The following is a 21313-nucleotide window of genomic DNA, read 5'->3' on the forward strand; positions in this document are numbered from 1 at the left end:
ACAATTAAGGATTATTCATTTCCTCTTCCGTCATCAACCTCACCATCTTCACCAGTAGTTTTTAACTCTTGATTTTCTTTACTGTGAATAATGTCATCTTGAGAGCAAGAAGTAAAGTTCATACCTAATAATATAATTGCTAATAATATGACTGTTTTTTTCATCTTTTTTTTCTTAAAATTTTACAATAGGTGTGCTGCTCAGCTGTTTTATTGCTAAGTCATGCAAGGATTAAATCCTTTTGAGTTTGGGAGTACTCCGTATTGCTTTGGGAAGTGGAAACCTGAATGCTCAGCAACTGCTACTTCCCAGTTAGAAGTGCTAGAACATCAGATTTCCTGAAAGAATTAGTTTTGTACATTTGTTATACTAGCTAGGTATAACTGCAACTAATTCTGTGACAAAACTATTTGAGATGTTCTAGATAACTATGGACAGATAGCAGACAATTTTCGGACAATTATTAGACAAAGGTTTTATTTAGCGTTTACTATCATTTATGAAGAATGAAATTATAGCTGAAATTGTTGGCAAGGCGTTTAGTAAAGCGCGTTTGCATAGCCATAAAGATTCTGTATACGCTTTATCTAATCATATAAGTAATGAGTTAGATAACGAATTAAGCTATAAAACAGTAGAAAGATTGCACAAGACCTATATCTCACATGAAGAAGGGAAAAGAAATTCAGATCTTTCTAGTATACAATTAATGTGTAATTATATTGGTTATAAAAGTTATAAGGATTTTGTTGAGAATAGAATTACTGATGAAAATATTGACCCAGATAAGTTTGAAGCAATACCTCCAACTCTAAATAATGGTGGAGAAAAAAGTAATATCTACGCCAAATACTTTATAACCATTATTGGTATTTTACTTTTAATTTCGATTATTGGTTATAGTGTTGCAAAGAATGTCTACAATATTGGTAAAGAAGTTAATTTAATGAGGAAGTTAAATGAAAAGGAACTTTCAAATTATTTACAAGAGGGTAAACCTGTTTATCAGGCCATTTTAGCTTCTGGGGATAAAGAATATTTTAATACACGGGGTCAACATCCTGATACCGGTGAAAAGCTTACAATGTTAAGTAAAGAAGAGCTTCAAAAAATTGTTGATAAAATTAAAAAAGTAAAGCCTTCAGGTGGCACAATTAAGAAGAGTATTAAACCAAATGTTTCAGTTAGTTCAGAAGTTTTATCAAACCAGTTGACCCTATTAATTTTTGATGAGAATAACAGAATTAATAATAGTGCAACCAGTATTTTAAAATCAAAAAAATTCACTACTTATAATCTAAACAATAATATTTCTTTACAAGGAATTGATGGTACTGAAATTCATACCATGATGGTAGGCAATATTTCAAAAATAAAAGATAGAATCAATTCTGAACTTATCTGTATAGGTACGATAAAGAAGTCGTTTAGAACAAGTACAATAAATTCAAGTATTAAGATATGTGACTTGCAACTTGACTATAACACCTTTAACCGAAAGGGAGAACGCTTAGATCATCTGTCAAAATCAAATATGTATAAAGGGCAAGGCTTTACGGAAAGCGAAGCGGAAAACAGTGCTTTAAAGAAGATCAAATAGTAAATCTTATTTTTTATATTCTGTTTATTTTTCTAAAACCTATTTAATTGTGTAGGTTTTTGATTTGCAAGTTTCCACTTTCAATTCTCCCATATCCTTAAGAAACTTACTATATGCTCTGAAATTGAGATTGTTTTCAACCCCTCTAAACTTTTTATCGTCTATAAAATCCGACCATTTAGCAACATGGTAACTTAAAGGTCGATTAATTAACCTGTAAACACACTTTGTTTCTTTAGCATCTAGAATTATTGTTTTATGTTGAGTACGGCGATGATATTTGGCATCCCTATAGTAGACTATTTTAACAATTATTTTTTCATCAGTTACATTACTAAAACATAAGTCGCCCGTACTCATTTCTTTACATTTTGAATCAACAGTATCAGGGTTATTTATGGTTTCATTTGAGCCTAAAGGTGTATTAAAACCTCTATTGGTAGTATTGCCACCATTAACACTAACCCCTAAATACGATGCGATATTTTCATTAATAGGTAAACTACCCATGTTGGCAGCAAATTGTAAAGCGGTTTCTGTATCTAAAACTTTAGCTCTCACTTTTACAATGCTGTTTAGTACAGTATAAGTGCCCGTAATAATGGCATCTACGGCAATGATCTTACCCAGTTCTTTTGCAGTAGTTTCATCAATATAACCTTCAGAATTGAGCTTATGTTCCTTTAAAATGGCATCTAAATGATTACGATCTATAAGGTCAAAGTTCTTTCCAAAATTAGTCAGGTATACAGAAAAATCTTCTGTTATGTAATTTCCAAGTGCTGTTCTTTCACCATTCTCAGTAATAAACCCCCAAACGGCTATCTTTTTCTTATTACTATTGCTAATTTTTGTGGCTAAACCTTCTGCTAACTTTTCCAGTTTTGAATCAAAATCCTGAGCAAAAACTAAAGAAATTGAGGTAAAAAAAAGCAGAAAGCAAAATAGTCTTCTTCTAATCATGGCATTTTTTTTAAAATTAATTATGGAATTTTATTGTTAGATTCTTTTTAAAGCAATTACTAATCTATAAATATACCTAATTAATTTAAACGTAAAATACGGTTTACCGTAATCTAACATGTCAGTATTTTACATGTTGAAAAAAAATAGCCTCATGAAAGTGAGGCTATTACTTTATAAAAGTGTTATGTAATTCTAAATATTCGTAGCTCCCCAAACCTTGGTATACTTTTCACAGTGAATAATAATAGACTTGAAGTCACTAATATCTATATTACTTGGTAATACATATTTTTGTTTCCCTTTACTAGAAGTCAATTCACCAACAAAAACACCGTATTTTTCAACAGCATCATTCTTTTTAACAGCTTCAGCAGATTTCCTTGTGATAAATAACTTAAGGTCTGGTCCTCTTGAGGTTTTAAAATTATCACCAAGTACCAAATAGGTTTTTCCGTTTGATTTTTCTATGGACCAGTCTCCACTGACGCCATAATTTTTCTTAACCCATGTATTTCCATTTTGGGCTGTTAGACTAAAGCTAATAAATAACACGAGTATTGAAGTAAAAATTGTTCTTTTCATTTTATAATTATTTTGACCTCATTATAGTCGTCAAAATAGATCTACCTTTCAAATAGAAATAAAAAAGCCTCACATATGTGAGGCTTCAACTATAATTTGTTCTATGACTCTAAATCAATCTCTTCTATCATTAAACCTATAAGATAGTCCAAATATAATTTGATTGGGTCTATTATCTACATTAAAGTTGGTGTTTAAAAACTCTCCATCTGCATCATTCTCAAAACCTTTTTCCCACCGAACATCAATACCTAATCTTCCTAGCTCTAATCCGGCACCTAATTGTAAACCAACACTAAAATCATTGGTTTCAATATCACTTACATCATTCACACCAAAATCAGAGTCCAAGATATACTGAAATGATGGGCCTCCAAAAATGTGTAACGGACCAAATAATTTCCCACCAATTAATATAGGAATGTCTAGTTTTTGCGTTTCAAAATCGGCATCACCACGATTATTTACATTATTAGAGTCATAAGAGTTGTTCAACTTTGTATACATTAACTCTGGTCGTACATACAAACCTAGGAAATGCACTCTTGCCCATAATCCAGCATGAAATCCTGCCTTCCCATCTGCACCAGTAATAACATTTTCAATGTTATTTCCTGTTTCTGAAATAACTTCTGAAAGGTCACCACCAAAGTTGTAGTTGAGTCCGGCTTTTGCTCCCCAGTCAATTTGGGCGAATGAAAGAGAGCTGAAAAAGGTAATGGCTAGTATTGTTAAAAATACTTTCTTCATGATAAATGATTTTTTTGTTAATTATTTCTTAATAACAAAAGTAATGCCAATGCCTTTATGAAGATGTTAAATTAAGATTTTCTCTTAATCACTTTTTCTACTGCATTGATGATTGCTGTAGCATTAATACCATATTTATCCATTAGTTGAGCTGGAGTTCCAGATTCACCAAAAGTATCCTGCGTAGCTACAAATTCTTGCGGAGTAGGGGTGCTCTCTGCTAAAACTCTGGCTACACTTTCTCCTAAACCTCCATAGTAATTATGCTCTTCGGCCGTAACAATACATCCTGTTTTGGCAACAGAAGCCAGTATCGTCTCGCCGTCAAGTGGTTTTATCGTATGGATATTTATAACTTCGGCAGAAATACCTTTTTCTTCCAGTTTTTCTGATGCTTGTAATGCTTCCCATACCAAATGACCTGTAGCAACAATGGTTACGTCACTGCCTTCAGTAAGTTGAACAGCTTTTCCTATCTCAAAAGTTTGATCTTGAGGAGTAAATACTGGAACTTTAGGTCTTCCGAATCGCAAATAAACAGGCCCATGATGCTCTGCAATAGCTAAAGTAGCAGCTTTTGTCTGATTATAATCACAAGGATTTATCACCACCATACCAGGAAGCATTTTCATCAAACCAATATCTTCTAATATCTGATGCGTAGCACCATCTTCACCCAATGTTAAACCTGCATGACTGGCGCATATTTTCACATTCTTATCAGAATATGCTATGGACTGGCGAATTTGATCATAGACTCTACCTGTAGAAAAATTTGCAAACGTGCCTGTAAATGGAATTTTTCCACCAATGGTGAGTCCAGCTGCAATGCCCATCATATTGGCTTCAGCGATACCTACTTGAAAAAACCGATCTGGATTTTCTTTGATGAATTCATCCATTTTTAGAGAGCCAACTAAGTCAGCACAAAGTGCCACAACATTAGGGTTTGTTCTCCCTAATTCGGCTAAACCGGCTCCAAAACCTGAGCGTGTATCTTTTTTTTCTGTGTAGGTATATTTTTTCATTGTATAAATGGTCTGAACAAGCGCAAAAATAAAAATTGTCGTCTTTTCTGGTTTATAATTTCATCATTTCTTTATAGAACTTATGAACAGGGAATCCCATAACATTAAAGTAACTACCTTTTAATTTCTCTACTGCCACAAAACCTAGCCATTCTTGTATACCGTATGCTCCGGCTTTATCAAGTGGTTCAAATTTATTAACGTAGTATTCAATTTCCTCTTTAGCTAATTCCTTAAAATATACATAAGTAGTATCACTAAAAGTTACTTGTTTTTCTTTTGTTTTAATACAAATGGAAGAGATGACATCATGAACATTTCCTGAAAGCTCAGTAAGCATCTCTTTTGCTTCTTCTAGATCTTTGGGTTTTCCTAAAACCTTTCCATTAAATCGTACAATGGTATCTGCAGTAATTAGAATGTCTTTTTGAGCTAGTTCCCCATCATAGGCATTCGCTTTTAATTCGGCTAAGTAATTGGTAATTTCACTTCCGTGGAGATACTTAGGATAAACTTCTTCTACATTTGAAGTTTTTATTATGAATTTTAATCCTAAGCCTTCTAAGATTTTTTTTCTTCTTGGGGAACCAGAGCCTAAAATTATAGTATGTGATTCAAATTTTTTATCCAGCATAATGCATTGAAATTGAAATAACAATAATAGAGAGCATGCCTAAAAGCATAATGCCCTTTAGTATTCTACTTAAGTATCTATATTCATCTTTTTTTTCAGCATAGAGTATTTTTCGCATGAAATATAATAATGGGAAAAGTACTACAATGAGCATGTACGCCAATACCAGTGGTAATCTAGAAAAATTATTAAAGCTATAGTAGGTAACAAATGTCAGTGGAATAAAGCAAAGATAAAAAATGAAATATTTTGTTTTCTTATCTCCTATTAATATTGGAAGCGTCTTCATATGTAATACTTCATCACCTTTAACATCTTCTATATCCTTGACCAGTTCGCGCAAAAAGTTAAACATAAAAGCAAATACGGCATAGTCTAATAACCCACCAAAAGCGTAATAGGACTTCACACCGTTTTCGTCATTAAGAACAGGAATAACATCAAAGAAACCTATTATTAAAATGCTTAGTGAAATTAGTAGTGATACTACAATGTTGCCTATAACTGGGTACTTTTTTAGCGTTGAAGAGTATAAATTCAGTAGTAGGGCCGTAATAATAAAGGTGGCTACAAATGATAGGTAATCAACATAGTAAGCTATATAAAACCCTATACTAATGCCAATAAAGTTAAGTGCATGGTATAGGTGATTTGCCTTTTTTTTACTGATTTGTTTAGTCACCAGTAATTTATTGGGTTTGTTAATTTTATCTGCCTCTATGTCATAGATATCATTAATAATATTTCCTGCAGCGGCTATCAACAAAGTAGCAAGTACTAACAGTAAAAAATGAAAAATATCAAGCTTTGATTCTATACTAAATGCCGGGAAATAAACATATTTAAAAAGCAATTGAATAAATGCAATCATTAATAGGTTTTTCCACCGTATCAATTGTAGAAAGTGGGTTAATTGCATCAAAAGTTCTTTTTGATTCTATCTAAAGTACGCTTGTTATCACGGTCTTTAATAGTTTCTCGTTTATCATGTAACTTTTTTCCTTTACACAGCGCTATTTGAAGTTTTGCCCAACCTTTATCGTTTAAAAATAGCTTTAATGGAATGATAGTTAACCCAACATTTTGAACTTCTTTTCGCAGCTCTCTGAGTTCACGCTTATTTAGTAAAAGCTTGCGTTCACTTTTAGGTTTATGGTTGTATACATTACCATTGATATACTCTTCAATATACATATTAATCGCAAACAGCTCACCCTTGTCATTAAACTCACAAAAGCTTTCTGTAATTCTAGCTTTACCCGCGCGGATAGACTTAATTTCTGTACCAGTTAACACAATGCCAGCTACATAAGTGTCAAGTATTTCATACTCAAAACGTGCCTTTTTGTTTTGTATATTAATATTGGGTTGCATGGGTGCAAATCTAGTTAAATTTTGATTGTATTTTTACGGCAATAAAATGATATAATATGGAATTAATACTTGAGTCATGGCCATGGTACGTTTCAGGTGCTTTAATAGCATTTGTAATGTTCTTACTACTTATGGTAGATAAGAATTTTGGTATGTCCTCTAATTTAAGAACACTATGTACTATATGTGGAGCGGATAAAAAGGTTGAGTTTTTCAAGTTTGACTGGAAGTCTCAAAAATGGAATTTAGTGGTTGTTTTAGGTGCTATTCTTGGTGGTTATCTCGCTTCAAATTATTTATCAAATACTGTTGCTGTGAACATAAACCCTGCTACAGTTGAACACCTAAATTCTTTAGGCTTTCAAAGTGCAGGAAAAGAATATTTACCAGCAGAACTTTTTGATATTTCGGTATTCTCTAATTTAAAAGGATTATTACTTTTAGCAGCAGCAGGCTTTTTAGTTGGTTTTGGTACGCGATATGCCGGCGGCTGTACATCAGGCCACGCTATTTCTGGTTTGAGTAATTTACAATTACCTTCCTTAATTGCTGTAGTTGGTTTTTTTATTGGAGGGCTTTTTATGATTCATATATTATTTCCAATACTATTCTAAAAAATGAGAACGATTATATATTTGCTAATAGGAATTCTTTTTGGCATCACCATATATAAATCAGAAGCAGCTTCATGGTTCCGCATTTATGAAATGTTTCGGTTCGAATCTTTTCATATGTATGGTATTATTGGTACTGCTGTTATCTTAGGAGTACTAGTAGTTCAATTGATAAAGCGATTTAAGATAAAGTCTTTCTACGGTCAGGAAATACAATTTGAAAATAAAAATAGAAGCATCAGTAGGTACTTAATTGGTGGTATCATCTTTGGCTTAGGTTGGGCATTAGCTGGTACTTGTCCAGGCCCTATGTTCACACTTATTGGTGCAGGCTATCTACCCATTTTAGTAGTAATAATATTTGCAATTTTAGGTACGTTTATTTACGGATTAATACGTGATAAACTACCTCATTAGCCTTTTGTTTTAATGACTATGTCTGAAATATTTTCGCCATCAATTGTAACAATAAACAAACTTGAATTGTCATTATCTTCCATTTGCTGATATTTATCTTCCTTTATAAGCTGATTGACGAAAAATGGAATAGTATTGCTGTGACCTACCACTAAAACTTTTTTGCCTTGAGTCTCTTTGAGAAAGGCTTCAAAATCAAGTTTGAAAGGATGGTATGTTTTAATTTCCAACTCTAATTTATCAGCAATAGGTTTGGCTGTTTGATTCGTTCTATTATAGTCTGTTGAGTATACAGCTTCAATTCCATAGTCTGATAACAATTCACTCCATTTTATAGCTCTTTGCAACCCTTTTTCCGTTAGATTAGGATTCTTATTTTCAGTATCAGATCTATCTTTTTCGGCATGGCGAATCAAAAAATAAGTTGATTTTTCAACTTCCTGCGCAAAGCTAAACGAAGAAAAAACAAGAACACCCAATAAAACAAGAACACTTAACTTTCTCATTCTTTAAAAACTACTTTTATATCCATTTTCACACCATTACGAATAATTTTTAACATTGCAGAACCTTTAGTGGTGTCATAATCACGCATTACTTCAACACAGTGATCCTGGCTTTTAAGAGCTACATCATCAATATGTGTTAAGATATCACCAACCTGAATGCCGGCAGCTTCACCAGGATGATCTTTAGAAATCTTATTAATGATAACCCCATTGGTCTCACCATTAAATGCTTTTTGAGCTGGGCTTAAATTATCAAAATGCAAACCGAACTTCCATTTTTTCTTTTCTTTTACCTCTGTTTCTTGAGCTAAACTAATGTTTACAGCTATGCACAGCATTAAAAATGTAAAAATTATTTTTTTCATATGTTGCTATTTACTTTCTTTAATTTTAATCTAAATATAATACAATCTTTTCAACTTTATTATTTCTTGATACGCTCATAAAAACCTGTCCGTAAGTATATTTATATCTATTCAATAATTGATTAAACACCTCTAAGTTAAGAATAGAATAATCATCTAATTTAATGATTATATCTCCTTTTAAAATACCACCCCTATTGGCAGCAAGTGCGGGGTATACATGCTCAACAACAACTCCATGGCTTAGATTAGAAGCACCTTTATTTTCATCATTAATATCTTCAACTTTAATACCAAATTTAAGTTCAGCCAGATTTTCTTTAGAATTGTTTGCGTTATTTGATGTTGTTGAAGTTGCACTGCAACCCCACATGAGAAGTATTAGTGTATTTATAATGATGTTTTTTTTCATTCTAAATGAATAAGATATAAAGATACTAAGAACTTCTTAAAGAATAAATCTCCTCTAGTAAGCATACTATTATGCTAATTTTTATGTTTTTAATTATAAATATTTTAAAATGAGGCTATTTTTATTATTGGTGTTTTTTATTTCAGTCACCATTCAAAATACGAATGCCCAGAGTTTAGAGGTGCAAATGCTGACTTTGGTTAATGAATTAAGACAGAGCAGGGGGCTTAACTCTGTACAATTGAACAATGCACTCAACCAGGCTGCGTTTAACCATTCCCAGGATATGGCAATGAATAACTATTTTAGTCATACTGGCCGTAACGGATCCAATTTTTCGCAAAGGGCTCGTGATGCAGGTTATGCCGGATCGCCAAGAGGTGAAAATATAGCAGCAGGAAATTCTACGGCTCAAGCTACTTATAATCAATGGTTTAATAGCAGCGGTCATTTAAATAATATGTTGAATAGCAGTGTGAATCAAATGGGTATAGGTCGTGCTTTTGACAGTAGTTCAAGATATGGCTATTACTGGACACAAATATTTGGGGTAGGAGACAATACTTTATCAGATGGAGGCACTCCAGAAGAAATTGCCGCTACTATTTATCCAAATCCTGCAAAAGATACATTTAATGTACAATTAAAGAATTTCAATAAAACTGAAGCAAACGTTCGACTGGTATCGCTTACAGGGCAGACAGTATATCAGGATTTGATGAACTTCACCGGAAATTCCCTTACCATAGATATTTACAATTTAAAAGCAGGAATCTATTTACTGTATATCCAGAATTTTAAAGAGGCCTATAAGGTTGTTAAGTTATAACATAAATAGAACCTTTTAAAAAGAGTTCAATTATTTGTTTCCACATATATTGAAAGATTAAATGATTATCTTTAGAGAGTAAAAGAAATTGTTAAAATGCTGTCTTTCAAGAGAAATGCTCAACTCATATTTTTGATTTTAGTTGGATTACTTCAAATTGGCCATACACAGAATCAATCTTTAGATAGCCTAACCAAACTTCTTAAGTTTAACATAACTGATGAAGAAAAAATAGAGATAAACATTAAGCTCTATATAAATAAAAAAAATACTGACCCTAATTCAGCTTTCAACTATTTAAAAAACGCTCGGTATTTAATAGAAAAAGTAGAAAACGATTCTATTGAGACAGAGCTTCTTCGCAGATTTGCTGAATTTTATTTAGATAAACATAATTATGATAGTGTGTTTGTTTATGTTCAAAAGGCATTAGATATCAATAAGAATCCTTTATTAAAAACCCTCATAGATATTTATTCAATACAAGGAACAACTTATTATTACAGAGGAGAGTATGATGAAGCGATTCAGAGCCACTTAAAAGCTGCTAAAGTAACAGATGATTTAGATTTAGATACTGGCAAGGCAAGAGTATTGAATAATATTGGGATAGTGTATATTAAGCTAGAAAATTGGAATAAAGCAGAGGAATACATGAAGCAATCATATGAAATATGTGAAGCACATAATATAAAGAGAGGAATGTCATACACATTGGGAAACCTAGGTATCATCTTGAAAAACCAAGGTAAATATGATGAAGCAATTAAAATGTATTTAAAGTCTATTGAAATCAATAAAGAATTTAATGACCTTGCTGCCATTTCCAGAAACTATGATAATATTGGCGCTTTATATGAAAATAATGAAGAATTGCGCAAAGCTGAAAGAAGTTACCAACAGGCGATTGTATATGGTGAACAATCCAAAAACCACTCGACTTTAGCTACTAGCTATCACAATTTGGCTAGTGTTCAAAATAAATTGAAAAATTATATCAATGCTGAATTGAATTATACAAAAAGTGAAGAACTAGCTAAAAAATTGAAATTAAAAGATATTTTAAAGGTAGTATATCTTGGTAAAGCCATAACATACGAAAATCAAAAAAAATATGATCTCGCTTTAGATGCGCGAAAAAAATATGAAAAATGGAAAGATAGTGTCATTAATTCTGAGCACCTATCTGTAATAAGTGAGCTAGAAATCAAATATAAAACCGAAAAAAAAGAGAAAGAAATCTTAACACTTTCAGAACAAAAGCTAAAAGATGATGTTGCCATTGAAAAGCAACAAACCAGTATAAGGAGGTTGTCTTTTGGTTTAATTACATTACTAATGCTATCGGGTTTAGGTTTTGTAATATTTCGACAATATTCTAAAAACAAAAAACAGCAGGATTTAATTTCAGTCATTGCAGACACGCAAATAGAAGAGCGTAAACGAATAGCTCAAGATTTGCACGATAGTGTGGGCGGCTCATTGGCTTTAGCAAAAAATAAACTGGAAAATTTACTAAAGTCTAAAAAAGGAAAATCTCAAGAAACGGATGATTTTTTAGATATCATATCTAAAACTTCTGATCAAATTCGTCAAGTATCACATAACATGATGCCAGGTGAATTGGTAAAGTTTGGCCTGGTTTCAGCAGTACAAACAACCATAGACCAAATTGATGATAAAGCTCTAGAAACTAATTTATATGTTCACAACTTAGAAGAACGTATAGATAAAACCAAAGAAGTACATCTTTTTAGAATTATACAAGAAATTATTCAAAATGTATTAAAACATGCTAAGGCTAGTGAATTAAATATTTATCTAAATAAATTTCCGAAGTATTTAAACCTAATGATCGAGGATAATGGAATAGGTTTTACAACAGAAATGTTAGCTAACCACGGTTTAGGGATGAGTACTATAAAAAATAGAGTAGCCTTTCTTAAAGGAAAGCTTAACATAGATTCAGGTAAAGGAAATGGCACTACGTTTAATGTTCAAATTCCATTACAATGACTACAATAGTTATAGCCGATGACCATAAATTATTTCGTGAGGGTATTAGCTCTCTTTTGACCAATGAAAAGGATATAAAGATCATTGGACAAGCTAGTAATGGAGAGGAAGTATTGCAGCTACTGCAAAATAAAATACCTGATGTTTTGCTTCTTGATATAGAAATGCCAAAAATGGATGGCTTTGATACCCTCAGAGAACTGCAGAAGCAAAAGGTAGATACAAAAATATTAGTGCTAACAATGCATAAATCAGCTGAGTTTGTTAAAAACATATTTAAAAATGGAGCTTCAGGCTATTTGCAAAAAGATGCCGGAAAGGAAGCTTTATTAGAAGCTATTGCACAAGTAAAGAGAACAGGAACTTATATTACTGACGAAACCAGTCGTTTAGTCATGGAGAGTTTTTTAGAAAAGAATAGAAATATTCAAATTTCACCGCGCGAAAAAGAAATTATTGGCTTGCTTTCAGAAGGCCTTACTACTAAAAAAATTGCAGAACAGTTATTTATTAGTCCACATACTGTTGAAACACATCGTCAAAACATACTTCTTAAATTAGGTCTTAAAAATACTGCTGAACTCATAAAATATAGTATTAAGAAAGGTATTGTATAGATCTTAACCCTAATTTTCTCATTCTCAAAAACTAGGTAAAAACCTTAACTCACTAGTGGTTTTCTACTATTTTTAGTTTTGGCGTTTTTTAGCTAAAAAGAAATAAGATTATGTTATGAAATTGCAATATCAATAATCTAAAATCTTAATTACTATGAAAAATTTAATTCAATCTTTATTAATTATAACTCTAGCAATTTTTTTGACTAGTTGTGAGGCATTAGTAGAAAGCTTATATGGCGGTATTGCAGCTAGTTGTCCTAGCGTATCAGAAAGCAGCAATTATAACACAGGTGATGGTTTTGATACAGCCTCAGTTAAAAGCAATACAAATGATTCAGATAGTGAATTCGTTTTAGGATACAGGGCCGGTGTTGGTACAGAGGTTCCTTTAGGTGGTAAATTCTCAGTAGATACAGGTTTATTCCTGGCTGGAAAAGGTAATAAAACCTCAACAAATGGTTTTGAACAAAAATTGAATCTTACCTATATAGACATTCCGTTAGCAGCCACTTATAAAATTGGTGAAGGAGGTTTTAACATCTATGGAGGAGTGCAGCCTTCATTTCTTCTTAATGCAAAACTAAAAACTGAATTTAATGGTAATAAGGACTCGCAAAAGGTAACAGACCAATATAATACTTTTGATCTTGCTGGCATTGTAGGCGTTGGTTATCAATTTAATAATGGTTTTGGTATAAACTTTGGATATGACCATGGGTTATTAAATATTAATTCCGATGATTTTGGGAATTTTGATGCCAAAAACAGAGTACTTAGATTAGGCTTAAGATATAATTTTGGTAAAAAACTATAATATTTTGAATTAGTTTATTTTCTGTTGAATAAAAAGCCCTTGCAAACTAAATTGCAAGGGCTTTTTTTAACTAACTTAACTAATCATTTATTGAATCTCAATCATTTTAGCCTTAGGCTCTACCTTTTCTATTTTAGGTACAGTTATAATTAGCTCACCATTACTATAGTTTGCTGAAATCGCATCACTATTTACAATATCTTTAGGTAAATTAAAGCTTCTTTTGAATGATTGATAGCTATACTCTTTACGGCTATAGTTTTCTTTGGTTTCTTCATTGTCAATTTTCTTTTCAGAAGAAATGGTCAATACATTATTTTCAACATTAATTTTAATAGCTTCTTTTGCCAATCCTGGTACAGCAACTTCAACAGTAAATGATTTTTCATCTTCTTTAATATTTACAGCCGGAAGTGTAGTATTCGTATTAGAAAAGTCTCTAAATACATCATCAACCAATGTTGGGAAAAACGGAAATTCTGATCTTTTTACTAACATAATTTTTATAGTTTAAAATTGATATTTCATGTTTAAATTCATAAGGTCTATTGCAAACAAAATACCAATTGATTTTTGATGCCATTTTAGCAGTATTTTACTGAAAATAAAGACATTTTGTCAATTGATTGTCAGTTTATTATATAAAAAAATCCGCATCTAAATTATTATCTAGATGCGGAGCGGAATATGTAGATGTTCTTTTAAAAATTTCAGCAAAAGAAATTGTTAATAGAACAGGTTGCCTTATTTGTTTCTAAAGACCAATTGATCATCAAAAGCATCTAATAAAATAGTACTTTCTGATATTACTTTACCAGCCAATATTTCTTTAGATAATTCATTCAATACTTTACGCTGTATCACTCTTTTAATTGGGCGTGCCCCAAACTGGGGGTCAAACCCTTGTCTTGATAAGCTTTCAATAGCTTCATCAGTCCAGCTCATTGCAATTCCTTTGTCTGCCAACATATGAACCAATCCACCAAGCTGTAATTCAACAATCTTAGTCACTTCAGCTTTGTTAAGCGGCGTAAACATAATGATCTCATCTATTCTGTTTAAAAATTCAGGTCGTACAGTTTGTTTTAACAAACCGATTACGTCAACTTTTGTTTTTTCAGTAATCTGCTCCCGTTTACTCATATCTAATTCATTGAAATTTTCTTGAATAATATGAGAGCCCATATTTGAGGTCATTATAATTATTGAATTTCTAAAATCAGCAACGTGTCCTTTATTATCAGTCAATCGCCCTTCATCTAGTACCTGCAACAGAATATTAAAGGTGTCTGGATGTGCTTTTTCAATTTCATCTAACAACACCACAGAATATGGCTTTCTGCGCACCGCTTCAGTTAACTGCCCACCTTCATCATAACCAACATATCCCGGGGGTGCACCAACCAATCTACTTACTGCATGACGCTCTTGATATTCACTCATATCAATGCGTGTCATTGCAGACTCGTCATCAAATAAATACTCTGCCAATGCTTTTGCCAATTCAGTCTTACCAACTCCGGTAGTGCCTAAAAATAAGAAGGAACCAATCGGTTTTTTCTCATCTTGCAAGCCTGCTCTAGACCTACGAACGGCGTCAGCGACAGCCCGAATTGCTTCTTCCTGGCCAATGACTCGTTTATGTAATTCGTCTTCAAGCTTTAATAGTTTTTCACGCTCACTTTGGAGCATCTTTTGAACAGGAATACCCGTCCATTTTGCAACCACTTCAGCTATATCTTCACTCGTTACTTCTTCTTTAATTAAAGCATTTTCTTGATTTTCAATCAACTCTTTTTGCAATTCTTGTAATTGCTCTTCTTCTGCTTTGATCTTTCCATAACGTAATTCAGCTACCTTGCCATAATCTCCTTCACGTTCTGCCTTCTCAGCTTCTAGCTTAAAGGCTTCTATGTTCTTTTTCGCTGCTTGAACCCTCTCTACGATCTCTTTTTCACTTTTCCATTTAGCATAGATAGATTCTCGATCATCCTTTAGATTTGCCAGTTCTTTTTGGAGATTCTGCAGCTTTTCTTTATCGTCTTCACGTTTTATGGCTTCAATCTCAATTTCTAACTGCATAATCTTCCTATCCAGCACATCTAATTCTTCAGGCTTTGAATTGATTTCCATACGCAATTTAGCAGCTGACTCATCCATAAGATCAATTGCTTTGTCAGGAAGGAATCTGTCTGTGATATAGCGTTGAGATAATTCTACAGCAGCAATAATAGCATCATCTTTAATACGCACTTTATGATGCGTTTCATATTTATCTTTGATACCTCGTAAGATTGAAATAGCACTCTCTACATCTGGCTCATCTACTATAACCTTCTGAAAACGGCGTTCTAAGGCCTTATCTTTCTCAAAGTGCTTTTGATATTCATCCAATGTAGTAGCACCAATGGCTCGTAATTCTCCTCGCGCTAGGGCAGGCTTTAAGATATTCGCAGCGTCCATAGCACCTTGGCCGCCACCGGCACCAACAAGCGTATGTATTTCATCAATGAACAACACAATTTGTCCATCAGATGAAATGACTTCCTTTACTACAGACTTTAAACGCTCTTCAAATTCGCCTTTGTATTTAGCTCCTGCAATTAAAGCACCCATGTCAAGTGAGTAGATGACTTTTTCTTGCAGATTTTCTGGAATATCACCCTTTACGATACGATGTGCCAAGCCCTCCGCAATAGCAGTCTTACCAACTCCTGGCTCACCGATTAAAATAGGATTGTTCTTGGTTCTACGTGATAGGATTTGCAGAATTCTTCGAATCTCTTCATCACGACCAATAACAGGGTCTAGTTTACCATCATTAGCAAGCTGATTTAAATTCTTTGCATACTTGTCTAATGAATTATATGTGTCTTCAGCACCTTGTGATGTTACTCTGCTTCCTTTGCGTAACTCTTCAACAGCTTTCTTTAACTCTTTTTCTGTTACACCATTATCTTTTAGTAGTTGCGCTGTATTATCTTTTCCTTTTAGAATTGCCAATAACAAATGCTCAATAGAAACATATTCATCATTTAGTTGCTTAGCAATATTTGCAGCGTCACCAAACATTGTGGCTGTATTTCGTGAAAGTATAATTTCACCGCCTTCTACCTTTGAGAAGCTTTGTAATATAGTATCAAGTGTCTGTTTAAAAATAGCTACGTTCACTCCAAGTTTATTTAATAGAAAAGGAGTAACGTTTTCATCAACTTCAAAAATGCCCTTTAAGATATGTGCATTTTCTATTTGTTGATGACCAAAACCTTGTGCAATTTGCTGTGCTTGTTGCACGGCTTCCTGAGACTTTATGGTATAATTATTAAAATTCATATCTCGCTTATTTCAAAAGCTGAGCCAATGTAAGAAAGTACTTTTTTGAACGACAAAATGACCGAAAAAGCAGTTTTTTAAAGACAAAATGTCTATTTTAACCAAAAATTTAAATGAATGGGATTATTAAAGAGCCTCTTTGGAGGTGAGCGAAGAGAACAACCAAAGCCTAAAATCAATTGGATTCCTTTAACAGAGACAAATCAATTAGATGAAATAATCAATAAATCGAGTGATAAATTTCAAGCTATTTTTAAGCACAGCACAAGGTGTGGCATTAGTAGTGGTGTTTTAAGGCAATTTGAGCGTCAGGAAAATACCGATAAAATAGACTTTTACTATTTAGACCTCTTGAACTATCGTTCTATTTCCGATGAGATAGCCAATAGGTTTGGTATTTTGCATGAATCACCACAATTAGTAGTACTAAGAAATGGAGAATTAGTCACTCACGCATCTCATTATGATATTATGAGTGTGGAATTAACTGCTTAAAACTGCTGTTGACCTAATAGTGCTGTTACTTTTTGTTTAAAATTGCTTATTGAATACTTAACGAATAAAAAATCATCTGGATAAGGAACTTCTTTGGCTTTTAACGCATCATAATATTTCTGCTCAATTGCGCGTTGGTCACCTCTATATTTGCCATAGGTATTCTGAAACTTAGCCTCACCAAACATAGGATTATTTGCTGTTTGTTTGGTCTTAAAGTTCTTGATACTTACTGTACCATCTAATTTTGACGTTTTGTTTTGCTGATATAAAACTACTTCAGCTCTTGCAATGGCATATTTAGGAACTCTAATATCATTACCTTTTTGATCTTTCATTACATTGCCATTACTATCTAATTGATATTGCCAACCATCTTGTACTTTAGCCTCTTGAGGAACCGTTTGGGTTTTGGTTTCAGGTTGAGTAAATGATAACTTATCTAATTTAATATCTACCTGATATGCATATGGAGTATTTCTTTGGTATTTATCATGAAAAATTACCCAAGGATTATCAAATCCGCCAGAATTAATTCTAGAAAAACCTTGTAGGCTGTCTTTTGGTATACTCTTTACATTATTAATAAGCTTTACAAAAACAAAACTACTACCTTGATTTTTGGCTTTTTGAATTAATTGGTCCAAGTCAGACCTGTATGTCGGATTCACATAAATCAATTCTTCAAAATGCTTATGGGCTTTGCGTGCTCCTTCAGTACCGCCTTTCATCTCTTGCATAGCCATATTATATAAAGAAGCAGAGTAGGCATCCTTTGACTTTTTTAAATCACTTGAATAATCTTTAAAATTGAATTTTACTTCTTGTCCTTCATAGTATAAAGGTTGTAACACACGTACTTCATCTTGACGCAAATCAAGATTTAAATAATTACCATAAGCTTTTTTAAGCGACTGAGGTGTATTTTGAGTTTTTAGTGAAGCTATTTCATTCAAATCTTGTGTAGCAGCTTTTTCAAAAGCTTCTTTCAAAAGAGGTATATGTTTTTGATTAGACTTGCTCGATTTATCCTTTGATAATTGCGCTAAAGAATTGTTAAAAGCATTTGCATAATTACCTGTTTGTAAATAGTTGGTGGTTTTTTGAGTGCCACCACATGCCACTAAAAGGAATATTACCAATAGGTAAGCTAGTTTTTTCATTGTTTTGGTTATTAGTATATCTACGAAAATAGCCTAATTTAAATAAAAATCAAAGGGTATTCAAATTAGGCTATTTAATTATTGATGCTTTGCAATTATTCTACTGCAGGTTTCACCTCACCAATACATTCTCCAAACCCAATTCTAACATCATTATTTTGGCAATGCGCTCTCATAATAACTGTATCACTATCTTCAATGAATTTACGCTCAGATCCATCTTTTAGTTTTATAGGATTTGCTCCTCGCCATGTTAATTCTAACATAGAACCATAGCTATCAGGAGTAGGTCCTGAAATGGTACCTGAACCCATCATGTCACCTGCACGCACATTACATCCATTTACAGTATGATGCGTTAGTTGTTGTGCCATTGTCCAATACATATATTTAAAATTGGAATTGGCTACAACAGTTTCTTCGCCACCTTTCGGTTGAATTCCTACTTGTAAATGAATATCAAAACTATGCTTTCCTTTATGTTGTAAATAGGGTAGTGGTTGAGGATCTTGTTTTGGGTTTTCAACTCTAAACGGTTCAAGGGCATCTAACGTAACAATCCATGGTGAAATTGTAGAAGCAAAATTCTTCCCTAAAAATGGTCCTAGGGGCTGATATTCCCACGCCTGTATATCACGTGCACTCCAGTCATTGAATAGAACCAATCCAAAAATATAATCTTCGGCTTCTTCAATAGCAATACTTTGCCCAAGATCATTAGAAGCAGTTGTAATAAATGCCATTTCTAATTCAAAATCAAGCAACTTAGAAGGACCAAAACCAGGAGTATTGCTCCCTTCAGGAGGCCTTGACTGTCCTATAGGTCTTCTAATTGGTGTTCCAGAAGGTATAATTGAAGAGCTTCTGCCATGATATCCTATGGGTACATGCAACCAATTGGGCATTAATGCATTTTTAGGATCACGGAAAATACTACCTACATTTGTAGCATGCTCTTTGCTGGCATAAAAATCGGTATAGTCACCAACATCTACAGGAAGTTGCATTTCTACCTCATCCATTCTAAAGATAATTCTATCTTTATGAACGGCATTATCACGCAACTCACCGTTTGTTGTATCAAATATTTCGGCAATTCTATTACGAACTAACCTCCAGGTAATTCTACCATCTGCAATGAAATCATTTAAGCTATCTTGTAAAAAAATATCATCAGTTAGGGGTATCTCATTAAAATATCCTAATTGATGCAATGCTCCCAAATCAATGGCATAATCACCTATACGAGTGCCAATTGTAATGATATCATCTCTTGTTAAAAAAACACCAAAAGGAATATTTTGGATAGGAAAATCAGAGTTTTCTTCAACTTTTAACCATGATTTTCTGTTAGGATTATTAGCGGCTATTTTCATTTGATAAGTTGTGAATTATTTTTTATTCAAATATAGATGTTTATACGTATTTGAAAAATGAAATTATTACTTTTGGCTACTTATTTAACAACTAAAGTATTAGCCTCAAAAACTTATTAGACAATGCAACGTGATCAACAAATCTTTGACCTTATCCAAGATGAAAAGGAAAGACAATTACATGGTTTGGAATTGATAGCTTCAGAAAATTTTGTGAGCGACCAAGTTTTGGAAGCTGCTGGTTCTGTTTTAACCAATAAATATGCTGAAGGATATCCTGGAAAACGCTATTACGGAGGGTGCGAAGTAGTTGATCAAGTTGAACAAATTGCTATTGATCGTGCCAAAGCGCTGTTTGGAGCAGAATATGTGAATGTACAACCACATTCAGGATCGCAGGCGAATTCAGCAGTTTTCTTTGCTTTGTTGAAACCAGGTGATAAAATCTTAGGTTTTGATCTGTCACATGGTGGACATCTAACACATGGTTCACCTGTGAATTTTTCAGGTACTCTATATAAGACTTCTTTCTATGGAGTAGAGAAGGAGACGGGTGTTTTGAATTATGATAAAATTCAAGAAACCGCAGAAAAAGAAAAACCACAATTAATCATTGCTGGAGCTTCTGCTTATTCTCGTGATATTGATTTTAAACGTTTTAGAGAAATTGCAGATAGTGTTGGTGCTTTTTTAGTAGCAGATATTTCACATCCTTCAGGGTTGATTGCTAAAGGTATTTTAAATGACCCTATGCCACATTGCCATGTGGTAACTACAACTACGCACAAAACATTAAGAGGGCCAAGAGGTGGAATGATTATGATGGGTAAAAATTTTGAAAACCCTTGGGGAATTACTTTAAAAAGCGGTAAACTAAAAATGATGTCAGCTATCTTAAATGGTTCAGTATTTCCTGGAAATCAAGGTGGACCTCTAGAGCACATTATAGCTGCTAAAGCAATTGCTTTTGGTGAAGCCTTAACAGATAAATTCTTGCATTATCAAATTCAAGTAAAGAAAAATGCTGCTGCAATGGCTGCTGCTTTTGTTGCAAAAGATTATCATTTGATTTCTGGAGGAACAGATAACCATATGATGTTAATTGACTTAAGAAATAAAGATATTACTGGCAAAGCTGCTGAAAATGCCTTGGTAAAAGCAGAAATCACAGTCAATAAAAATATGGTTCCTTTTGATGATAAGTCACCATTTATAACCTCAGGAATTAGGGTTGGTACCGCAGCGATAACTACACGAGGATTAAAAGAAAATGATATGAGCACTATAGTAGACCTGATAGATGAAGTTGTAAGAAATCATGAAGATGAAAAGGTTTTAGAAGCTGTTGCCAAAAAGGTAAACGAACTTATGGCTAATAGACCTCTATTTGTGGCATAATTAAATTAAAAAAATAAT

At 33.1% G+C, this 21313-nt stretch carries 24 protein-coding genes; 9 read left to right on the top strand and 15 right to left on the bottom strand.

Annotation, left to right across the window (positions count from 1 at the left end; all coding sequences use genetic code 11):
• Positions 1–11: 11 nt before the first annotated feature.
• A complete protein-coding gene (locus AC1EU5_RS11215) occupies positions 12–164 on the bottom strand; it encodes a hypothetical protein (protein ID WP_480192479.1) in 153 nt (50 codons plus the stop codon).
• A gap of 335 nt (positions 165–499) precedes the next feature.
• On the opposite strand from AC1EU5_RS11215, the gene AC1EU5_RS11220 reads away from it, so the two are divergent.
• On the top strand, positions 500–1600 hold the full coding sequence (locus AC1EU5_RS11220; RefSeq protein WP_480192480.1) for a hypothetical protein: 1101 nt from the start codon (positions 500–502) through the stop codon (positions 1598–1600).
• 39 nt (positions 1601–1639) lie between these two features.
• On the opposite strand, the gene AC1EU5_RS11225 is transcribed toward AC1EU5_RS11220, so the two are convergent.
• From AC1EU5_RS11225 to smpB, 7 genes are all read right to left on the bottom strand, one after another.
• Entirely contained in the window at positions 1640–2563 is a 924-nt protein-coding gene (locus AC1EU5_RS11225) for a FlgO family outer membrane protein (protein WP_480192481.1), read from the bottom strand.
• Positions 2564–2758: 195 nt separating this feature from the next.
• Complete coding sequence (locus tag AC1EU5_RS11230; RefSeq protein ID WP_480192482.1) at positions 2759–3148, bottom strand: DM13 domain-containing protein; 390 nt, start codon at positions 3146–3148, stop codon at positions 2759–2761.
• 114 nt (positions 3149–3262) lie between these two features.
• A complete protein-coding gene (locus AC1EU5_RS11235) occupies positions 3263–3898 on the bottom strand; it encodes an outer membrane beta-barrel protein (RefSeq protein ID WP_480192483.1) in 636 nt (211 codons plus the stop codon).
• A 71-nt stretch (positions 3899–3969) separates the two neighbouring features.
• Positions 3970–4926 carry a transketolase family protein gene (locus AC1EU5_RS11240; protein WP_480192484.1) on the bottom strand — a complete coding sequence of 319 codons (957 nt, stop codon included), beginning with the start codon at positions 4924–4926 and terminating at the stop codon, positions 3970–3972.
• A 52-nt stretch (positions 4927–4978) separates the two neighbouring features.
• Positions 4979–5560, bottom strand: a complete 582-nt coding sequence (locus AC1EU5_RS11245) for a Maf family nucleotide pyrophosphatase (RefSeq protein WP_480192485.1) — start codon at positions 5558–5560, stop codon at positions 4979–4981.
• Complete coding sequence (locus AC1EU5_RS11250) at positions 5550–6479, bottom strand: geranylgeranylglycerol-phosphate geranylgeranyltransferase (RefSeq protein WP_480192486.1); 930 nt, start codon at positions 6477–6479, stop codon at positions 5550–5552. The genes AC1EU5_RS11245 and AC1EU5_RS11250 overlap by 11 nt, the downstream gene beginning before the upstream one ends.
• Complete coding sequence (gene smpB, locus AC1EU5_RS11255) at positions 6479–6934, bottom strand: SsrA-binding protein SmpB (RefSeq protein WP_480192487.1); 456 nt, start codon at positions 6932–6934, stop codon at positions 6479–6481. Before smpB ends, AC1EU5_RS11250 begins: the two co-directional genes overlap by 1 nt.
• Before the next feature lie 56 nt (positions 6935–6990).
• Between smpB and AC1EU5_RS11260 the strand changes: the two genes are divergently transcribed.
• A complete protein-coding gene (locus AC1EU5_RS11260; RefSeq protein WP_480192488.1) occupies positions 6991–7548 on the top strand; it encodes a YeeE/YedE family protein in 558 nt (185 codons plus the stop codon).
• Positions 7549–7551: 3 nt separating this feature from the next.
• On the top strand, positions 7552–7965 hold the full coding sequence (locus tag AC1EU5_RS11265) for a YeeE/YedE family protein (RefSeq protein WP_480192489.1): 414 nt from the start codon (positions 7552–7554) through the stop codon (positions 7963–7965).
• Here the strand turns inward: AC1EU5_RS11265 and AC1EU5_RS11270 are convergent.
• From AC1EU5_RS11270 to AC1EU5_RS11280, 3 genes are read right to left on the bottom strand one after another with little or no spacing between them, the layout of a single operon-like run.
• Positions 7962–8471: a SixA phosphatase family protein gene (locus AC1EU5_RS11270; protein ID WP_480192490.1), complete on the bottom strand. Its 510-nt coding sequence runs from the start codon at positions 8469–8471 to the stop codon at positions 7962–7964. The two genes, AC1EU5_RS11265 and AC1EU5_RS11270, sit on opposite strands and share 4 nt — an antisense overlap.
• The gene (locus AC1EU5_RS11275; protein WP_480192491.1) at positions 8468–8839 is read right to left on the bottom strand and encodes a PDZ domain-containing protein; all 372 of its coding nucleotides are present in this window, start codon (positions 8837–8839) and stop codon (positions 8468–8470) included. The genes AC1EU5_RS11270 and AC1EU5_RS11275 overlap by 4 nt, the downstream gene beginning before the upstream one ends.
• Positions 8840–8864: 25 nt before the next feature.
• Positions 8865–9251 (bottom strand): PDZ domain-containing protein, encoded by a 387-nt coding sequence (locus AC1EU5_RS11280; RefSeq protein ID WP_480192492.1) that lies wholly within the window; start codon positions 9249–9251, stop codon positions 8865–8867.
• A gap of 109 nt (positions 9252–9360) precedes the next feature.
• Between AC1EU5_RS11280 and AC1EU5_RS11285 the strand changes: the two genes are divergently transcribed.
• The 4 genes from AC1EU5_RS11285 (at position 9361) to AC1EU5_RS11300 (ending at position 13530) form a co-directional block, all read left to right on the top strand.
• Entirely contained in the window at positions 9361–10080 is a 720-nt protein-coding gene (locus tag AC1EU5_RS11285; RefSeq protein ID WP_480192493.1) for a CAP domain-containing protein, read from the top strand.
• A gap of 96 nt (positions 10081–10176) precedes the next feature.
• Positions 10177–12096 (top strand): tetratricopeptide repeat-containing sensor histidine kinase, encoded by a 1920-nt coding sequence (locus AC1EU5_RS11290; protein ID WP_480192494.1) that lies wholly within the window; start codon positions 10177–10179, stop codon positions 12094–12096.
• Positions 12093–12713, top strand: a complete 621-nt coding sequence (locus AC1EU5_RS11295) for a response regulator (protein ID WP_480192495.1) — start codon at positions 12093–12095, stop codon at positions 12711–12713. The genes AC1EU5_RS11290 and AC1EU5_RS11295 overlap by 4 nt, the downstream gene beginning before the upstream one ends.
• A gap of 154 nt (positions 12714–12867) precedes the next feature.
• A complete protein-coding gene (locus AC1EU5_RS11300; RefSeq protein ID WP_480192496.1) occupies positions 12868–13530 on the top strand; it encodes a porin family protein in 663 nt (220 codons plus the stop codon).
• 87 nt (positions 13531–13617) lie between these two features.
• Here the strand turns inward: AC1EU5_RS11300 and AC1EU5_RS11305 are convergent, their stop codons facing one another.
• Both AC1EU5_RS11305 and clpB read right to left on the bottom strand, forming a co-directional pair.
• Positions 13618–14028, bottom strand: coding sequence for an Hsp20/alpha crystallin family protein (locus tag AC1EU5_RS11305; RefSeq protein ID WP_480192497.1), 411 nt, complete (start codon positions 14026–14028; stop codon positions 13618–13620).
• Between the two features lie 246 nt (positions 14029–14274).
• A complete protein-coding gene (clpB, locus tag AC1EU5_RS11310; RefSeq protein WP_480192498.1) occupies positions 14275–16863 on the bottom strand; it encodes an ATP-dependent chaperone ClpB in 2589 nt (862 codons plus the stop codon).
• Positions 16864–16980: 117 nt separating this feature from the next.
• On the opposite strand from clpB, the gene ytxJ reads away from it, so the two are divergent.
• Entirely contained in the window at positions 16981–17358 is a 378-nt protein-coding gene (ytxJ, locus tag AC1EU5_RS11315; protein ID WP_480192499.1) for a bacillithiol system redox-active protein YtxJ, read from the top strand.
• Here the strand turns inward: ytxJ and AC1EU5_RS11320 are convergent.
• Together AC1EU5_RS11320 and fahA are read right to left on the bottom strand one after the other, a co-directional pair.
• Positions 17355–18521, bottom strand: a complete 1167-nt coding sequence (locus tag AC1EU5_RS11320) for a hypothetical protein (RefSeq protein WP_480192500.1) — start codon at positions 18519–18521, stop codon at positions 17355–17357. The genes ytxJ and AC1EU5_RS11320 overlap by 4 nt on opposite strands.
• A gap of 95 nt (positions 18522–18616) precedes the next feature.
• A complete protein-coding gene (gene fahA / locus AC1EU5_RS11325) occupies positions 18617–19897 on the bottom strand; it encodes a fumarylacetoacetase (protein ID WP_480192501.1) in 1281 nt (426 codons plus the stop codon).
• Positions 19898–20020: 123 nt separating this feature from the next.
• On the opposite strand from fahA, the gene glyA reads away from it, so the two are divergent.
• Positions 20021–21295, top strand: coding sequence for a serine hydroxymethyltransferase (gene glyA / locus AC1EU5_RS11330; protein ID WP_480192502.1), 1275 nt, complete (start codon positions 20021–20023; stop codon positions 21293–21295).
• The last annotated feature ends 18 nt before the right edge of the window (positions 21296–21313 follow it).

This window comes from Maritimimonas sp. 2405UD52-3 (assembly GCF_056591715.1).